This is a genomic window from Okeania sp. SIO2C2 (assembly GCF_010692625.1).
Classification (GTDB): domain Bacteria; phylum Cyanobacteriota; class Cyanobacteriia; order Cyanobacteriales; family Microcoleaceae; genus Okeania; species Okeania hirsuta.
Map to the genome: position 1 here is coordinate 1 of NZ_JAAHGM010000041.1, position 17,603 is coordinate 17,603.

At 34.4% G+C, this 17,603-nt stretch carries 17 protein-coding genes; 16 read left to right on the forward strand and 1 reads right to left on the reverse strand.

Annotation, left to right across the window (positions count from 1 at the left end; genetic code table 11):
- Positions 1-53 precede the first annotated feature (53 nt).
- From F6K18_RS25285 to F6K18_RS25315, 7 genes are all read left to right on the forward strand, one after another.
- Complete coding sequence (locus F6K18_RS25285) at positions 54-236, forward strand: hypothetical protein (RefSeq protein WP_287525070.1); 183 nt, start codon at positions 54-56, stop codon at positions 234-236.
- Between the two features lie 1,144 nt (positions 237-1,380).
- Positions 1,381-2,412, forward strand: coding sequence for a chlorophyll a/b binding light-harvesting protein (locus F6K18_RS25290; protein WP_287525071.1), 1,032 nt, complete (start codon positions 1,381-1,383; stop codon positions 2,410-2,412).
- A 1,257-nt stretch (positions 2,413-3,669) separates the two neighbouring features.
- Positions 3,670-3,858 (forward strand): hypothetical protein, encoded by a 189-nt coding sequence (locus F6K18_RS25295; protein ID WP_287525072.1) that lies wholly within the window; start codon positions 3,670-3,672, stop codon positions 3,856-3,858.
- 81 nt (positions 3,859-3,939) lie between these two features.
- Entirely contained in the window at positions 3,940-4,452 is a 513-nt protein-coding gene (fldA, locus tag F6K18_RS25300; RefSeq protein WP_287525073.1) for a flavodoxin FldA, read from the forward strand.
- A 660-nt stretch (positions 4,453-5,112) separates the two neighbouring features.
- Positions 5,113-5,862 carry an alpha/beta hydrolase gene (locus F6K18_RS25305; RefSeq protein ID WP_287525074.1) on the forward strand — a complete coding sequence of 250 codons (750 nt, stop codon included), beginning with the start codon at positions 5,113-5,115 and terminating at the stop codon, positions 5,860-5,862.
- Between the two features lie 303 nt (positions 5,863-6,165).
- Positions 6,166-6,480, forward strand: a complete 315-nt coding sequence (locus tag F6K18_RS25310) for a hypothetical protein (protein ID WP_375341346.1) — start codon at positions 6,166-6,168, stop codon at positions 6,478-6,480.
- A gap of 484 nt (positions 6,481-6,964) precedes the next feature.
- A complete protein-coding gene (locus tag F6K18_RS25315; protein ID WP_287525075.1) occupies positions 6,965-7,525 on the forward strand; it encodes a Crp/Fnr family transcriptional regulator in 561 nt (186 codons plus the stop codon).
- On the opposite strand, the gene F6K18_RS25320 is transcribed toward F6K18_RS25315, so the two are convergent.
- Positions 7,515-8,318 (reverse strand): phosphorylase, encoded by an 804-nt coding sequence (locus F6K18_RS25320; protein WP_287525076.1) that lies wholly within the window; start codon positions 8,316-8,318, stop codon positions 7,515-7,517. The genes F6K18_RS25315 and F6K18_RS25320 overlap by 11 nt on opposite strands.
- 385 nt (positions 8,319-8,703) lie before the next feature.
- Between F6K18_RS25320 and F6K18_RS25325 the strand changes: the two genes are divergently transcribed.
- From F6K18_RS25325 to folE, 9 genes are all read left to right on the forward strand, one after another.
- A complete protein-coding gene (locus F6K18_RS25325) occupies positions 8,704-9,498 on the forward strand; it encodes a class I SAM-dependent methyltransferase (RefSeq protein ID WP_287525077.1) in 795 nt (264 codons plus the stop codon).
- A gap of 1,075 nt (positions 9,499-10,573) precedes the next feature.
- Entirely contained in the window at positions 10,574-11,452 is an 879-nt protein-coding gene (locus F6K18_RS25330) for a M23 family metallopeptidase (RefSeq protein WP_287525078.1), read from the forward strand.
- 1,389 nt (positions 11,453-12,841) lie between these two features.
- Complete coding sequence (locus tag F6K18_RS25335; RefSeq protein WP_287525079.1) at positions 12,842-13,621, forward strand: MBL fold metallo-hydrolase; 780 nt, start codon at positions 12,842-12,844, stop codon at positions 13,619-13,621.
- Positions 13,622-14,063: 442 nt separating this feature from the next.
- A complete protein-coding gene (locus tag F6K18_RS25340; RefSeq protein ID WP_287525080.1) occupies positions 14,064-14,564 on the forward strand; it encodes a DUF3122 domain-containing protein in 501 nt (166 codons plus the stop codon).
- A 40-nt stretch (positions 14,565-14,604) separates the two neighbouring features.
- Positions 14,605-14,940, forward strand: a complete 336-nt coding sequence (gene petJ / locus F6K18_RS25345; protein WP_287525081.1) for a cytochrome c6 PetJ — start codon at positions 14,605-14,607, stop codon at positions 14,938-14,940.
- A gap of 547 nt (positions 14,941-15,487) precedes the next feature.
- Positions 15,488-15,664: a hypothetical protein gene (locus tag F6K18_RS25350; RefSeq protein WP_287525082.1), complete on the forward strand. Its 177-nt coding sequence runs from the start codon at positions 15,488-15,490 to the stop codon at positions 15,662-15,664.
- 8 nt (positions 15,665-15,672) lie between these two features.
- Positions 15,673-15,783 (forward strand): GTP-binding protein, encoded by a 111-nt coding sequence (locus F6K18_RS25355; RefSeq protein WP_353735162.1) that lies wholly within the window; start codon positions 15,673-15,675, stop codon positions 15,781-15,783.
- Positions 15,776-16,759: a GTP-binding protein gene (locus F6K18_RS25360; RefSeq protein ID WP_287525083.1), complete on the forward strand. Its 984-nt coding sequence runs from the start codon at positions 15,776-15,778 to the stop codon at positions 16,757-16,759. The genes F6K18_RS25355 and F6K18_RS25360 overlap by 8 nt, the downstream gene beginning before the upstream one ends.
- Positions 16,760-16,882: 123 nt before the next feature.
- Entirely contained in the window at positions 16,883-17,521 is a 639-nt protein-coding gene (gene folE, locus F6K18_RS25365; protein WP_287525084.1) for a GTP cyclohydrolase I FolE, read from the forward strand.
- Positions 17,522-17,603 lie beyond the last annotated feature (82 nt).

Genomic DNA, 17,603 nt, shown 5'->3' on the forward strand with positions numbered 1-17,603 from the left:
GAGTGGTTGTGGTGTTTAATGTTTTTTTTTTCCAGCCGGAAGAGGGATAAGGAGTGGCCCTTAAATCGGTGATGGGGTTTAGGAGTGGGGTTTTCCGGATTGGGGAGATGGGGAAATGGGGAGATGGGGAGATGGGGAGGTGGGGAGGTGGGGAGGTGGGGAGATGGGGAGGTGGGGAGGTGGGGAGATGGGGAGATAAAGACACCTACAAACAAAAATCTATTCCACAGTTTTAGCTGTGTCAGTCTAGTAGAGACCTTCCATGGAACGTCACTACTGTGGTCTATTCAAATGAAAACTGCTGTAAGTTGTGGAGAATGGCAAATAAAAAGAGTCCCTAATTGCTTTCCAGTCAAGCTGTGAATATTTTCAGTATGACTGAGGGACTCCGTTGTCCTACCAGAGAGAAGAACACCATAAGCAATGTAATTTATATTATTAAATTAATGACAAGTTTTGTCAATACTTTTAGGTGATTAATTTCAGATTCGTTTTGCATCAACCATTTGTAGCAGCAAAATCAAAGAGTTTTATTTCCTCAATTTTAGGGATTCTTAAGATTTCACTGTACTAAGGCCAAAAAAAATAATGATCAAAAATATCAAAAAAACTCTTGACAAATCCATAAATTTATTGAATATTAGTTGCAATAAGTATGTAATATCCTCTGTAACAAGAGGTAAAAGGCCATAACTATCAATCTGGACATCAGAGAAAAAGTATCCAAACTTACTCTAGTCCAGAAGCAAAAAAAATGACCACTGTAATTAGTGGCCAAAGCTATGTATTTTGATTAAGAATATGATATCACAATTAGAACCTTCCACCCATTTCAGCAATACAGAATAGAGCTGAGTCATTACTGAGATGAGCGATCGCATTTCTACATACTGCCATCTGCTCAAATTAGTGACTTGGCCGACACAAAATTAGAATTTATGCTAGGGCAGTCTCCAATTTCATACTGCCATAGTTGTTGACTTTATGAAAGAAAGTTTTACCAAAAATGGTGTAACTTTCTGATAGATTGTCAACCAATTTTATCTGTTAAAATATAGATAATTATTACTGCTCAATATCTGCTTTATCAGTAGTTTAATTTGCATATTTAGTAGACAATAATCTATTAGTAGCCATCTTAAGCATAACTGCCTAAGCATTATTTAGTTGTAAAATTTATTGAACAAAATTATCTTGATATTTTTCAAAATACTCTTCAATTCAATCAATTTTAAAAAAAAAGTAATTAATCATACTGTTTTTATGTTCAATGTGTATAATATATTATTATGTATACATTAAATAACTAATGTATAAAAAATAGTAGTAATTGTTGCCATGACAATTGCTAATCGGACTATAATCCAAGGAAACAAAACCATGCAAACTTATGATAATTCAGAGGTTAAATACGATTGGTGGGCTGGTAATGCTCGCTTCGCTAAACTATCTGGTTTATTCATCGCTGCTCACGCAGGTCAAGCAGCTCTAATTACCTTTTGGGCAGGAGCATTTACTCTGTTTGAAATTTCTCGATATTCTCCTAATTTACCTATGGGAGAACAAGGTTTAATTTTACTGCCACACCTAGCAACTTTAGGTTTAGGTATCGGTAACGGTGGAGAAGTTGTAGATACTTATCCCTATTTTGTTGTTGGTATTGTACATCTAATTTCATCAGCAGTCTTAGGTGCAGGAGCACTTTTTCATACCTTTAAAACTCCAGAAAATTTAAAGGATGCAACAGGTGGAGCTAAGAAATTTCACTTTGAATGGGATAACCCAAAACAGCTCGGAATAATCTTAGGTCATCACCTACTTTTTTTAGGATTTGGCGCTCTATTATTAGTAGCCAAAGCTATGTATTTTGGTGGGCTTTATGATGCGACAACTCAAACTGTACGTTTAGTAACTAATCCCACTCTCAATCCATTAGTAATATATGGATATCAAACTCATTTTGCCAGTGTTAATAGCTTAGAAGACTTAGTTGGAGGTCACGTTTATGTGGGAATTCTGCTAGTTTTAGGTGGGATTTGGCACATTATCAAAGAGCCACTTCCTTGGGCAAAACGGGTTTTAATCTTCTCTGGCGAAGCAATTCTTTCTTACTCTCTAGGTGGAATTGCTCTAGCAGGATTTGTTGCTGCTTATTTCTGTGCCGTTAATACTTTAGCTTATCCTGTAGAGTTTTATGGCCCAGTTTTGGATATTAAGCTTGGGATTACTCCCTATTTTGCTGATACTGTGGAGTTGCCTTTAGGCGCTCATACCGCTCGTTGTTGGTTAGCTAATGCCCATTTCTTCTTAGCTTTCTTCTTCCTTCAAGGTCATCTCTGGCACGCTCTGCGAGCTATGGGTTTTGACTTTAAGCGTGTTGAAAATGCTTTGAATGGTGTTGCTGAGTCTTAACAACTAACGCCTAAAACTCAGGAGTCAGGATGTTCTTTTACTTAGGTCTGAGGAACTGACTCCTGTCATTTCAGTTATCAGTTGTCATCAAAGTGTTTCAGGGAATAGAGAATAGAGGAATGTCCGCGCCATATTTATATAGCGCTATAGTTTTATAGTCAGTAGTTTATCTTCAGTAGTCAATAGTCGGTAGTTATGAGCAAACAGCAAATATGATGTTTGAGCGATGAACGCTGCTTTTTTTCCTTGCAAGCTTACTTATTTCCTTCTGAAGTAAGTGCTTTTGAGTTTTCTTGATATCAAGTGGAAAAAATTTTGTTTTTAGGCTTGACAAGTTCACTTAGGTTGTGGGTTAATATTAATAGAAATATTTCTCATTAGTTTGACGGAAATCTCCACTAACAATACAAAGGATTAAACATATTGTAAACTAAGACTTTAACCAAAAATCTTTTTCGCATTTTATTGAGATATTTTCTCATTTTTTCTCAGGTAAATTTTGAGTACAGTAAGCTTTCAGGTATCTAAAATTGCATATTTTTCAAGAGTTATTATGGATAAAATACTTATAGGTAAAGGGTGATCGCAATTTTATCCGATAGTAAAATATGCAGCTTGAATAGGCAACAATTCAATAGATATTGCTTTAAATAGAGTAGTTTGTCTTCAAAGCATAGCAGGAAACAGCGGTGGGACCCCTCGTCGGAGCTTCCCGTAGTAGCGCGTCAAGCTTGAAATAGTGTTTTAGGAAAATTCTCCAAACCTTAGTCAGAGCAAGAATTATACTCAAAAATTTAATACACCATTTTCAGCTTGACACGACAGTAGGGTGGGATAACGTTCCGGTTCCGGGACCGTAGGGAACAGTTTCCTCGCCATATCCAATCGACCAAGAGAGGGAACACTCCTGTGAGAGAACAGTGGGAAAAACATTTCCCCTGATTCAGATCATCATCCGCATAAGTCCTAACCTATCTCTCTATTACTATAAGTTAGTTAGTTGGTTCCAATGAATAAGTGGACTGTATATTTATTCTGTGCTATTTTCAGCCACTAACTTATACGCAAACGACGATACCTTTATTAGTTGTTCTCTGTTCGATAATAATTACTGCTTTGTCAAGTGATGTCAGATAAATAAACAATCAGAATTAATGGTAATTTGAATGATATTTAGCTAATAAAAAGTATGAATTACTAAACTTTACTTAAGCAACTTAATTTCATAAATCAAATAAATATAGGAAATCAAAACAAATGCAAACTTCACGAAAACTAGCTTCATGGAAAATCAGACAAGTCAACAAAAATGGTCATCAAAAAAACCAGACTAAATATTTAGAAGGAGAAACTAATGGGCAAAATCAAACAATCAATGCCAACAATAATTTGGATCGATTACAAAGTGATTGGTCTGGTTATTGTGATGAATTAGATATTGATTAATTCTAATTCAAGAACTTTAATTGCCAAAAGTTAGTAACATCTAACTACCATTAATATAAATCATTACCAAGGAGGTAAAAAATGTCAAATATTGGTCTTTTTGTCGGTAGTACAACAGGGAAAACTGAATCAGCAGCAGAGATGGTTCAGGAAGAATTTGGTGGAGACGATGTGGTTACTATCCATAATATGGATGAGGTAAATACCGAAGATTTTGATGGTTATCAAAACATTATAATTGCTAGTCCCACCTGGAATATTGGTGAACTACAAAGTGATTGGGAAGGTTTTTTTGATGAACTAGACAATATTGACTTTAATGGTAAAAAAGTAGCCTATTTTGGCACAGGGGACCAAATAGGATATGGCGACAACTTTCAAGATGCCATGGGTATTTTAGAAGAAAAAATCTCTAGTTTGGGTGGTACAACAGTTGGATATTGGTCAACAGATGGCTATGAGCATACTGAATCTAAAGCTGTCAAAAACGGTAAATTTGTAGGTTTAGCTCTTGATGAAGATAATCAAGCTGAATTTACAGAAGAACGCGTCAAAAAATGGGTAGCACAACTCAAAATAGATTTTGGAATTTAGTCTGATTTTATTCAGGGAGTAAAAGGGGATTTACTAAACTGTATTGATTGATATAAATCAATCTAACTCTCTCAATATATCAATGCTTTCTTCCTTCTATAAAGCTAGGAACATCTGATTTTATTTAGAGGGTAAAAGGAGATTTACTAAACTATATTGATTTATATAAATCAATCTAACTCTCTGAATATATCAATGCTTTCTTCCTTCTATAAAGCTAGGAAAAAAAGAGAACTAAACAAACTCGACTAATACAAAATTCAGAAGTCACGCCCGTCAGAATTTCTGAATTTAATTCTGTACAACTCGCAGATTTCGGGAGTAAATTTGAGAGCCACGTTCAATCATAAATTTGCTGGTATTTTATTAACTAGTAGGAAATTAATACCCACGACTAATTAATATGAAATGTGAAAAAGAATGCTATGGAAAATATTCTCAATTCTTGCTTTTAATAGAAAGAGGGATATGTAGCAATATTTTACTATTTCATTTAATTATTTATCTTGATTTTTCCTCCTAACTACTGACACCAGATTTAATCTATGAAACTCTCAAGACCTACTCCTGAAATTACCTTCTTGCTTCTGCACAATTATTTTGTACTTAAAGATACTATTTACTAATTATTATCTTGATAACTTAGGAGAATGAAAAGCAATGTCTAAGATTCCAGACGTATTGTGGTTAAAGACCAGTCCTAGTCTACAAGTTTTTGACCGACGATTGATTCATTACCTATCAAGGAAAGTATTAATTGCTGAATGGGATTATTTTCAAACTGCTGATGAACCTTGTACTCTAGACGTAGCTGTAACATTACTCCATGATTATCTCAAATCTTTGAATAAACCTATTCATCTTATTGGTCATAGTACAAGTGGATTAGTAGGATTAATGTATGCTCGTAAATATCCAGAAAGAGTGAAGTCTTTAACTTTATTATCTGTCGGCGTTCATCCTACAATTGATTGGCAAGCACATTATTATGTACATCGCCATCTTTTACCTTGTAGTCGCCAAACAATTTTGATTAATATGGTGCAAAGTTTATTTGGCGAACAAGATAAAAAAAATACTCAAAATTTAGTCAGGATATTAGAGAGAGATTTAGATTTATCTCCATCACCTCACTCATTGTTAAAACGCCAAAGTATGGTTCCTAGAGGAGTTCCTGTACCTTTAATGGTATGTGGTGGCAATGACGATCCGATTATCGATCCTAATTTAATTGGAGGATGGCAACCATTTTTAAAACCCGGAGACCGGATTTGGGAATGTCCTGAAGGTGGTTATTTTTTCCATCATTTTTATCCTCTAAATGTAGCACAAGCACTGCTAGAATTTTGGCAGAATAATGCACTGGTTTTATCGGATATAACTCAGGAAGTAATAGCGAGTAAAATTTGATATTAGTCAAATAACTAGAGCGCAAATTATTATTGCTAATTATTGGCTTATTTTTCTGAAAAATAAGTGTTTTATTTCTTTTGAAAAAACCGTAAGTAAATAGTTAGCAATCTCTTAACTTTTTTCCTAATTATAGCGTTTCTCAGGTTAGCGAGGTACAGTTATCTTTTTTCTTTGTATTTCCCTGTTGCCTGTTGCCTAAAACCCAGAATTGTGTACCTCACAAGTATGATAATTACTATATACGACTAAATATAATTAGTAATTTTTCCCAAATTATTAATTCAGAATAGAGTTAAAACTATGATTAATTTGATTCCAGAATATCTACTTCAAAATCTAGGTCGTATCATTTTTATGATGGGTCTTCTATCATTAATTACTATAGGTTTGCGGAATTTTTGTTTGACCTTTCAGCAAGGAATAAGTTATGTTAGACGACTGCATCAAATTCCTTGTAGTCGCTGTATATTTTTTACAGGAGATTATCGTTTGAAATGTACCGTACATCCTTATAATGCTCTTACCGAAACAGCTCTAAATTGTAGTGATTATGAACCAAATAATTATCTAGCAAAACCAATCTTACAACAATGTAAATCTAATTCACAATATTAGTAAGCATTCAGCAGTCAGCATTCAGCAGTCAGCAGTCAGCATTCAGCTATCATATCATGTCCGGTAGCATCGGTATTGTATAGCTAAGGTAAGGAAGAGGGAAGAGGAAGGAAGACTTAAGTTAAGAGCAAGAAAAAACTTAAATTTCCTATATATATTCATATATTCATGCTTGGGTTTACACAAACTATACAAACGGACATGATATCAGTTATTAACTTAATTATCTTAGAAGGAGAATTCAAAATTATGTTTGCTAAGACATTTTTCAATCCTGTTTCCTGACGGATTCCGCAGGAAAAAACCTTTTACAGCTAGCTATTCCCTGCTCCCTATTCCCTAGTGCTACGCGCTATAAAATGAAGTAATTTTGCGATTAATGTATAACCTGATTTTATATTACTCTTTGTTTTGAGAAATTTAACAGCAAATTTTGCTTAGTCAAATCCGGGAATTTTCAGCACAAATAAATAGGAGAATAATTATGAGCTTAAATTCAGTAATTACTAAACCTCAAAAACTGAAGCAGCATCAATTTAAACGTCGCCAATTAATACCATTAACAGATATATTATTATGGCGAATAGATGCTGGGGTGGTTCGCACTCTTACCAAAAATGAAGAAGAAAATACGATAACTTTAGGATTTTGGGGTCAAGGAGACATCGTTGGTCAACCTCTATTTCCATCTTATCCTTATCAAGTTGAATGTTTAACTATTGTAGAAGCAAGTATCTTACCAAGGGGTTATTTCTATACCCAAGAAGTAATGCTTTCTCACATTCAAAAAACTCAAGAGTTACTCAGAATTATTCATTCTAGAAAAATCAAATTGCGACTGTTGAGATTATTAAAATGGTTGACCGATAGATTTGGTAATCAACTGCCAGAGGGAAAAATATTGGATATGAGGTTAACTCATCAAGAATTAGCTGAAATTATTGGTACCAGTCGCGTTACTGTAACACGACTACTAAATCAGTTTGAAAAAGAACAGAAAATAGGATGGTCCCAGAATAATTGCCTAATTATTTTTAATCACTAAAAAGACAACTTGTAACCTCCTGCAATACTTTTAATCCTTGAATACTACCTCGAATAAGTTGGAAAGCAGGCAGTGGTTGGCGAAACATAGTGTTCGCCAATGCGAAAGGTTGCAAACTTCCAGATAATGTCAGAGCAGAAGAGATATTGGGAAGGTCATGGTAACAGTCATCGCTGACCACTCTCACCATCGCTACGGAGACAGGTAAATGAGCAAAGAAATTTAGAATTGCAAAACCTTCCATATCTACCACTTCTGCATCAGTATTTTTTCCCAATAGTTGTTTTTCCGCTGCCTTGTAGATGAAGCGATCGCTAGTTAAACCCGTTACTAAAGAAGCTTTTCCTTTTAAATGTATTTGCAACTTAGCTGTTAAAACACTATCGCACTTTTGCCGGAGTAACTGAGAATAATCTTTTTCTTTTGGGTTTAATACCCTGCCGTCTACATGGTGTTTACAATTGATTGGAGTTTGAGTCCCCATCCACTTCTTCCTTCTTCCCTCTTCCTTCTTCCTTCTTCCTTCTTCAATATATTCAACACACTCATTATAAATAACCACATCTCCAGGTTGATATTGACTAGATAAACTACCACACAATCCCATAACCAATATTGTAGAGGGTTGATGGGAGGAAAAATCTTGTCTTTTTTGCCAGTTATTCAAATAACGAGTAACAGATGCAGCACCTATAGGCAAAGACAATAATTTAGGCTGAGATAACTCAGGGGTAAGGCCGCGCTTCACAGATTTTAGTTCTGGCCCTTGGACAACCAAAATTGTATCAATCATTTCAATTATATATATATATAGTTATAAATAACGAGAGAGGACTGAGTCCTCTCTCCTCAGTCCTCAGGAGGGAAAAAGAAGAAGGAAAAAGAGGAAAGAGGAAGGAACAACACCAGAGAGGAGAAAATTTTTTCATTACTAATTATCCGGACATAATATTACAGTAGTCAGTGCTCAGTCCTCAGTCCTCAGGAGAGAACAAGAAGAAAGAAAAAGAGGTAAAGAAGAAGGGAAAATTTTTTCATTACTAATTATCCGGACATAATATTACAGGTAAAAGTTTTAAATAATTCTAAGCTTTTGAACATTTTAACTGCATATCCTCATATTTTGTTGTTGGAAATATAAGTAATTAGCCAACAATAGAAGGGGGATATTTTTATAGATGTCAGGGTCTACAGACTATATTTTTAGCAATACTCAAAATCTCAAAGAATTAGAAAGACTACAGGTGATCGAACAAATTTTTGACCCAAAAACTCGTGAACGAATTTTAACAACTGGAATCACAGAAAAATGGCAATGTCTGGAAGTAGGAGCAGGAGCAGGAGCGATCGCTAAATGGCTCGCAACAGTTATTGGAGATAGTGGAAAGGTTGTTGCCGTTGACCTAGATACTCGTTTTTTAGCAAAAATTCAATCATCTAATATTGAAGTTTTAGAAGCAGACTTTTGCCGTCTTGCACTGGAAAATCAATCTTTTGACTTAATTCATGCACGTTGTCTTCTCATCCATATTCGAGACTTTCAACTTGCCTTATCAAAAATGGTAGATTTGCTCAAACCTGGTGGATGGTTAGTCATTGAAGAACCAGATTTTTCTGCAGCTAAAGCTATTGCGGGGGATAGTCAAATGTGTCAGTCAGTCAAGCAAGTCAATCTCGCTATTGAGAAAATGTTTGCAGATAGAGGAACAGATTATGCTTTAGGAGCGAAGTTACCAGAGATATTGCAAAAGTATGATTGGCAAAAGTTATCTGTAGAAAATGATGCTCCTGTTTCTCCAGGGCGATCGGAAATAGCCAAAATGATGAAAATGTCTGCAATGCAGCTTACAGAAAAATATATTGCAACTGGTAAAGCAAGCTACTCTGATGTTGACAACTATTGTTTGTTTGCAGAAGACCCTAATACGCAAGCAATTTATCACGCAACAGTAGGAGTTATTGCACAAAAATAAAAATTGGCGTTGCTGAAGCACGTGTATGGTATTAATTTTAATTCTTTAGGAGTCAGTCCTCAGTCCTCAGGAAGGAAGAAAGAATAAGAAACCCCGAGTAAAAGGAGAAAGTTTTTTGCTCGCCCTCTTATCCGGACAAGATATCATACCTCAAATCAGCAACGCCTAAAAATTTTATAGCAGGGAAAAGGGAAAACCAGATATGGGAACAGCAGTACGACCGTGAGCGCACGACAGATGTAATATCAAATCCGGTAGTATCGGTGTAATTAGATAGTTAATCTAGGAGTCAGTCCTCAGTCCTCAGTCCTCAGGAGGGAAGAGAATGCGCGAAACATTTACTCTTGGATGAAGATGAAAATTTTTTTTATACCGAACCCGAGCGGATTTGATATAAATTAGCAAAACCCTATGAGAATACTGACTCCTGTGAGGGAACAGCGGAAAAAACTTTTTCCTGTATTTGATTCACGATCGCAATAAATCCTAAATAACTCAATATTTGCTATAGAACCTATTAGACCTCTGCGGAAAAGAGGGAACTAGGGAGCAGGGGGAAAGAATTGATGATTTTTGCGCGATCATTGTTTAATTTTTGGGCGTTGGTAATTTGAGGTATGATACCATGTCCGGATAAGAGCGCGATAGAACTCCGTTACCTTTACGCGACCAAAAAACTTTCTCCTTCTACTCGGGGTTTCTGATTCTTTCTTCCCTCCTGAGGACTGACTCCTAAATAATTAAGATTAATATCATACACGCGCTTTACCAACGCCGATTTTTGATGATCACCAGATGTCTATTTGGGATCTATGCTGTTGCGTATTGCCTATGTTTACTACTCCCCCACTCCCCTACTCCCCCTACTCAATAGCCAAGTTGAAAAGTTTTTGAGAAATGATATTACTCATCATCTCACTCTAGCTCTAGAAAATTTCAACGTGTCTTCCTCAGACAAAAATTGTCTAGGGGAAAAAATCTCTAATCAAAGGCTAATATCAAACTGGTAACTATTTTTTTCCAATTTGTAATGCTTATGAATTCTCAATCCTACCTTTACCTTTTTACTACATTATTGTGGTTTATTAATCCACTTTTATTAATGCAGGCAAATGCTCAATCCCAACCTATGAAAATTCCTACTCCTTCCATTTCAGAAGAAGCAAAAGAAGTTTGTCCCCTACCAGCTTTATCTCGCCTCCAACGTCATACAATTACCACTGGAGAAACCATTGAAACTATTGCTCAAAAATACAACCTCATTCCTCCTACCCTGTTAGCATTTAATCGAGTACTACAGAAAAGTCCGCCAACCGTAGGTACTGAGATAATTATTCCTCCCTATAATGGTATCGCTGTGAAAGTACCTACTGGCACAACTTGGAAAAATGTTGCAGAAAATTATAATATCCGTGCTGACGCATTATATGAAGTTAATGGTTGTCCACAAACATTAGAACAACAGACACCAGAAGTGGTTTTTTTACCAGGAGTAAATTGGTCTCCAGGGCGAAAAACACCCCCACAAATTTCTTCATTAAAAGGTTATCCTTTACCTTTTGAAACTAGGGTTATTTTAGGTTATGGTTGGTTACTACATCCGATTAAAAATCAAGTAGTTTTTCATAGTGGTTTAGACTTAATTGCTAATAGTGGTACATCAGTTTTTTCTGTAGGAGAAGGGATAGTAGCATTTGCCGGCAAACAAGGTAATTATGGTAATTTAGTAGTAATTAATCACGCTGCTGGCAAGCAAACTCGTTATGCCCATTTAGATTCTATTAATGTTAAAACTGGTCAAAAAATAGCACAGGCAGAACTTTTAGGCACAGTTGGTCAGACAGGAAAACCTGATTTTGAGGAAGCTCATCTTCATTTTGAAATTAGATATAATTCTCCTTTTGGTTGGGTTGCTGAAAATCCTAATTCTTATATTGAAGTTATTTTTAAGTAGCTGAAAATAACTACTAATAAAGTGTAATTACTGATAAGTATACACAACTTAAATATTGACTCAATATATCTCTATTTTGCTTCTGTGTGTTATTAATAAATTTCTCTCCAGTAAATACCAATTTTTCCTGTTGGGATGACAACAAAAGCAAACTATGTCATAATTAATCTTAGGGGTCTTTTTGGTTTTTATAGGAAATGGTTAATAAGTTTCCTAGAAAAAATGAATATATAATTGATTCCCAAACAATAAAAAACACACGAACTAGAATAAAAATTAGGAGTATAGATGATGATAAGCGTACCACTTTACTTAATGATGTTATGTTTCCTAGCTACTATTATCTGGGAAAAAGTAAAATATAATTCTGAAGCAGATTCTCAAAGCTAAATTCAGAACTCAGAAAATTTTTTCTCCTCCAATGGTTATGTACAAAATGATTTAAACTCCCTATATTTACCGATCGAATTTAGTTATTTATGGAATATATAGCAGAATTTAAGAAAGAAGAACGCTTTACTTATCTAGGAGAGAAGGAATAAGGTTGAGTATTGATATCCCATTGTTTTAAATATTCCATAAGTCAAGAGTAATCATAGCAGTTACTATATATTCTTCCCCTATCTCTCAAGATTACTGCTATCTATAACTTTTATATAAGCAGGTTTTGTACGAAAGTTATCGGAAATATAAATTCACTTTTTTTGTTATATCTAAGTGGCATTATATCAATAGTCCTGATCTGAAGTTAATGAATATTAATACTCAATCCCCACCAGTAAAAGACCTTTAAAAAAACACAAAATTTTACCTTACTAAGAAACTTTTAGGATATTTTTTTCAAAGTTAATCACAACTAGATTTAAGAAGTAATATCATGTCCGTTGGTATTGTTCGTATAAAAACTTGAGAAATATCTACTTTTTCTTTCTTTCAAATCTTCTTCCTTCTCTCCCAGATAACTAAAGCCTTCTTTCTTCCCTGAACTTTATAATACTGATCCTGCCGGACTTGATATCAGATATTTGCGAGCAAAATTCTCACACCGTTTACCCAACAAATTTAATTAAACTAGACACAGTAATACTATCGAACATATTAGACATCTGGTAAAAATCAAAAATCAAAGCAATTCTTATCTATAAATTGTCAATTATTTATCCCTGTAACCTCTCTTTGTCCGCTACCAGGTGCATCTGTCGCCGACCCGGAGTCGCACCACTGTTCCCTGTTCCCTCTTTTCTGGAAATGTCTATTATTAATTTCCTCTACTCAGCTATCTGCGATCGCCTCTTACCCTAAGCAACTGATGGCCGATGGACAATATCCCATCAATTGTAATAAATTGTTACAATAATGATTGAAAGATAATTTAATTTTATAGATATTATGCATCTGACTTGGTTAGATAGTAATTCCTGGTTAATTGAAATTGGAGGCAAACAACTCCTGCTGGACCCTTGGTTAGTTGGCCCCCTAGTTTTCGGTAATCTACCTTGGTTATTCAAAGGAGAGAGGCGTACTCCCCGTGCCATACCAGAAAAGATAGATTTAATTGTATTGTCTCAAGGGTTAGAAGACCATGCTCACCCCCAGACCCTAAAACAGTTAGACAAAAATATTCCTGTAGTCGCTTCCCCCACTGCAGCAAAAGTAGTACAGGAGTTGGGCTATTCTCAAATAGTCACACTTGCCCATGGTGAGACATATTCTTTTGACAATAGTATTGAAATTAGAGCAGTTCCTGGTTCACTTGTTGGCCCAACTTTGGTAGAAAACGGTTACATTTTTAAAGACCTAAGCACTGACAATACAATCTACTATGAACCACATGGCAGCCATTCTGAAAAAATCAAAGAATTTGCTCCTATAAATGTGGTCATCACCCCTATTATAAATTTGAATTTACCGTTAGTCGGGCCGATAATTAAAGGAAATGAAAGTGCTTTACAAGTAGCTCAATGGTTGAAACCCCAAGTCATGTTACCTACAGCAGCAGGGGGCGATATAGATTTTCAAGGATTATTAATATCTTTACTCAAAGCAGATGGTAGTGTGGAAGAAACACAACTTCAGTTAACCAAAAATAATCTGGAGACAAAAGTAATAGAGGCTCAACCTGGAGAACGTTTTGAACTACAATTAGAACAGAGAGTATTAGCTAATTAGGGTTTGCTGAATAAATCTTTTGGTATGAGCTAGGAGTCAGGAGCAGGAGTCATAAGTCAGGATAAATGGGGAATTTATAGGAGATAGTCGGATATTTTATCCCTTGATTTTTCTGCAATTATTCTGCCTTTTATCCTAACTTTTTGGTTGCTCAAGCTTCAAAAGTTCACTTTTTTTCGCTGTAAAAAAGCTAAAACCTTTACCTGTCAGTGCTTTTATATTTAATCAGCAGAGCAATAATTAAACTACATTTAATTAACAGCTTTTAATGATAGTTAGTATATTTTGAAAGCTGCTGACTATTAATGTTATGAAGCTAATTTTTGAAGATTTGAGGTTAATCATATTATTAACCAAATGCTGCACAACTGACTTCTCCTAACCATAAAACCCTTTAACAGTTTACTATTCCCTATTTCCTATTCCCTAATGCTATAAAAGTATGATTAATTTTCGTTGGATTTTTACAGTAATATTATCCTTGTTTTTGATTATTGGTAATTCTCAACCAGCTTTAGCTTCTATTCATACTTACCCCGAATCTTCTACACAAATCATGTATCGTTCTCGGCAAAGTTTGCGAGACCTTTCAGATAGAGCATGGCAAACTGTACTATATAAAAGGATCAAATCTGGCAAACTAATAACTTTAAACTTACGATTGGTAGGATTTCCTGGAATAATTGAACTAGCTCATCCCCAAAAATTGCAAATTACTACTGGCACTGGTAATATCTGGAATGCAGAGGATATTTTGGTTGATTCTTCTTTTCCTGCTAATGTTGGAGAATATGACTTTTTGGAAGTAATGAAAAAGTTAAATTATGATGCTCCACTGCGAATAAATATACCTTTGCAAGGTGAAAATTCAGCAGAATTAGTCGTACCAATCTTTGCTGTTAAAGAATGGCATAAATTATTTGATGAAGTTGATTTTTGGTGATTTTTTATTGTATTAGTTTTAATTAATTAAGGAGAAAAAAGTGAAAAAAATCATTACAGTTTGCTTATTAATATTCACATTGATAAACTTTATAGAAATACCTCATGCATTAGCAGCAGAAACATCGAAAGGAGCAGAAATTTTTCAAATTAATTGTGCTGGTTGTCATGCTAGAGGAGGTAATATTGTTAGATGGTGGAAAAACTTAAAAATAGGAACTTTGAAAAGAAATAAATTAGATTCTGTTGAGGCGATTGCTTACTTAGTTAAGAATGGAAAAAATAATATGTCAGCTTATCAAGACCGTTTAACTCCAGCAGAAATTGAAACTGTATCAGCTTATGTATTGCAGCAGGCAGAAAATGGTTGGCATTAGTAAATATAGCTATAAGAGCTAATATTTAAACATTACACATCTCCAGAAAAGAGGAAGTAGAGAGTAGGGAGAAATAATTGATGATTTATCTACAATAACTAATTTTATTTTTGATTATTGGAGATGTATATTATGGTGTATATGACTTACTGTTGCTTTATTCTTACCGAATAATTAATAATTCAATAATTCTGGTTTAAAGCCGACCCTTTTAAGGGGAAAAAAAAGAAATAATATTTCCTGATCTTCAATTCCGTAACGGTTTTAACCAGAGGTAATTATCAATTATCAATTAATGAACGATCTGTGGATAAGTATAGCCAAGAATCTTTGTCAAAATTTACGCGTAAGGAAGAAGATTTGAAAGAAAGAAAAATATAGATATTTCCCAAGTTTTTAAACAAACTATGCCAATGGAAATCACGATTATCCCATCAATTATCAATGCCCATTCAAAAATCAGATTGAGGCGTTTGTCACTCTATTAATGAAAATTTTCCCGAATCTCCATTGACCATTGACTAGATGTCAAATTTTGATTATGATAATGATTATCATAGAGACCCCAAAAGTAAAATATCCACATATTGAAGCAAATCAGCTCAAAGAATCTCTTAAGTCAACTAGAAATAGCAATTTTCCAGCTAGTCAGCAACCCATATTAACAATGCTTTCCTACGGAATGCTGCGCAAACAACCAGAGGTACTGATAACTGATAACTGATAACTGAAATGACTGGTTTTCTTGTTAATGACAAAACAACCTTTCTCAATCATATTCTTCAAAATCAACAAGATTTAAGAGTAGCTGTCTTCGTCAATGAATTTAGCCATAATGAATAATTCACTACAATTAGATATTCCTAAAAGAGGGATGCCAATAACAATAGTAACTGGATTTTTAGGCAGTGGTAAAACAACCTTAATAAATCAAATTTTGCATAATAAGCACAACTTAAAAGTCGCAATATTAGTTAATGAATTTGGGGACATTAATATAGATAGTCAGTTATTAGTAGATATTAACGAAAATATGGTAGAACTTAGCAATGGTTGTATTTGTTGTACTATCAACGAAGGATTAGTAGATACAGTTTACCAAATTTTAGAACGGGATGAAAAAATTGATTATTTAATTATAGAAACCACTGGTTTAGCAGACCCCTTTCCAATTATGTTAACTTTTTTGAGTACAGAGTTAAAAGATTTAACTTACTTAGATTCTGTACTGACTTTAGTAGATTGTGAAAATTTTACACCAGACCATTTTGATAGCGAGGCAGCTTTTAAACAGATTGCTTATGGGGATATTATTTTACTCAATAAAACAGATTTAGTCTCCCAAGATCGAGTAGATTATTTAGAGTCTTATATTAAAACTGTAAATAATGGAGCTAGGGTTTTGAGAAGTGAGTACAGCCAGATACCATTATACTTAATTTTAGATGTAAATCTATCCAAGCTTCAACCTTATTCTCTTCTAGAGAATAATAATCAGCATGAACTACAAAAAATTCCTAAAAATCATCTAATAAATGATGGTTTTACATCTATTTCATTCCAAAGTAAAAGACCTTTTTCTGCCCTCAAATTTCAACATAATTTTCTAGATGAATTACCAGATAATATATTTAGAGCAAAAGGAATTCTTTGGTTCAAAGAAAGTGAATCAAAACATATATTTCAATTGAGCGGTAAACGCTATGATATGCAAGTAGAGCAATGGTCAACTACTCCGACAAATCAGTTAGTATTAATTGGACGAAATTTGAATCCATTAATTATTCAACAAGATTTAACAAACTGTCTAACTATGTGATAAATTAAGAGTAGCTATTCTTGGATAAATACAGATAATAATCTTCATAATTAATCTGAAATTTATGTGGGGAAATATCTGCCAAACTGTCCAACAAAATCTTAAGCTTAAAACTTTTGAAGTATGACTTTACCAGTAATTCCAGAATTTATTTCTACCGATGAATTGAAAACAGAATCTCAGCCTCCTGTTACAGAAGCTGAAATGATTCAAGCAGTGAGAACTTTATTAATAGGATTAGGAGAAAATCCGGATCGAGAAGGATTATTAGATACTCCCAAACGAGTTGTAAAAGCCCTAAAATTTCTCACTTCAGGTTATCATCAATCTCTAGATGAATTGTTGAATGGAGCTGTTTTTAATGAAGATATCTCAGAGATGGTTTTAGTTCGAGATATCGATCTTTTTAGCTCTTGCGAGCATCATATTTTGCCTATTCTTGGTCGCGCTCATGTAGCATATATTCCTAATGGAAAAGTAATTGGACTATCAAAAATTGCTCGAATTTGTGAAATGTATGCCCGACGTTTACAGGTACAAGAACGTCTAACAGCACAAATAGCTGATGCACTTCAAGGATTACTTCAGCCTTTAGGTGTTGCTGTAGTTGTTGAAGCAACTCATATGTGTATGGTAATGCGTGGAGTAGAAAAACCAGGTTCTTGGACAACTACTAGCGCTATGCGCGGTGTTTTTTCTGATGACGTGAAAACTCGTCAAGAATTTATGAGTTTAATTAAGCATAATAATTCTTTTCATTAGTTTTTTTAAGTTTAGCTAGAATAACAAAAAGGTAAGCATTTCCTACGGAATGCTGCGCAAACAGCAGTCAGCTTTATTACCT

What these genes read in the sequence shown, in the direction of transcription:
- F6K18_RS25295 (WP_287525072.1), top strand. Translation starts at nt 3,670, where the DNA reads ATGCAAACTTCACGAAAACTAGCTTCATGGAAAATCAGACAAGTCAAC.
- F6K18_RS25325 (WP_287525077.1), top strand. Translation starts at nt 8,704, where the DNA reads ATGTCAGGGTCTACAGACTATATTTTTAGCAATACTCAAAATCTCAAA.
- F6K18_RS25315 (WP_287525075.1), top strand. Translation starts at nt 6,965, where the DNA reads ATGAGCTTAAATTCAGTAATTACTAAACCTCAAAAACTGAAGCAGCAT.
- F6K18_RS25305 (WP_287525074.1), top strand. Translation starts at nt 5,113, where the DNA reads ATGTCTAAGATTCCAGACGTATTGTGGTTAAAGACCAGTCCTAGTCTA.
- F6K18_RS25355 (WP_353735162.1), top strand. Translation starts at nt 15,673, where the DNA reads ATGACTGGTTTTCTTGTTAATGACAAAACAACCTTTCTCAATCATATT.
- F6K18_RS25340 (WP_287525080.1), top strand. Translation starts at nt 14,064, where the DNA reads ATGATTAATTTTCGTTGGATTTTTACAGTAATATTATCCTTGTTTTTG.
- F6K18_RS25290 (WP_287525071.1), top strand. Translation starts at nt 1,381, where the DNA reads ATGCAAACTTATGATAATTCAGAGGTTAAATACGATTGGTGGGCTGGT.
- F6K18_RS25350 (WP_287525082.1), top strand. Translation starts at nt 15,488, where the DNA reads ATGATTATCATAGAGACCCCAAAAGTAAAATATCCACATATTGAAGCA.
- F6K18_RS25320 (WP_287525076.1), bottom strand. Translation starts at nt 8,318, where the DNA reads ATGATTGATACAATTTTGGTTGTCCAAGGGCCAGAACTAAAATCTGTG.
- folE (WP_287525084.1), top strand. Translation starts at nt 16,883, where the DNA reads ATGACTTTACCAGTAATTCCAGAATTTATTTCTACCGATGAATTGAAA.
- F6K18_RS25360 (WP_287525083.1), top strand. Translation starts at nt 15,776, where the DNA reads ATGAATAATTCACTACAATTAGATATTCCTAAAAGAGGGATGCCAATA.
- F6K18_RS25335 (WP_287525079.1), top strand. Translation starts at nt 12,842, where the DNA reads ATGCATCTGACTTGGTTAGATAGTAATTCCTGGTTAATTGAAATTGGA.
- F6K18_RS25310 (WP_375341346.1), top strand. Translation starts at nt 6,166, where the DNA reads ATGATTAATTTGATTCCAGAATATCTACTTCAAAATCTAGGTCGTATC.
- fldA (WP_287525073.1), top strand. Translation starts at nt 3,940, where the DNA reads ATGTCAAATATTGGTCTTTTTGTCGGTAGTACAACAGGGAAAACTGAA.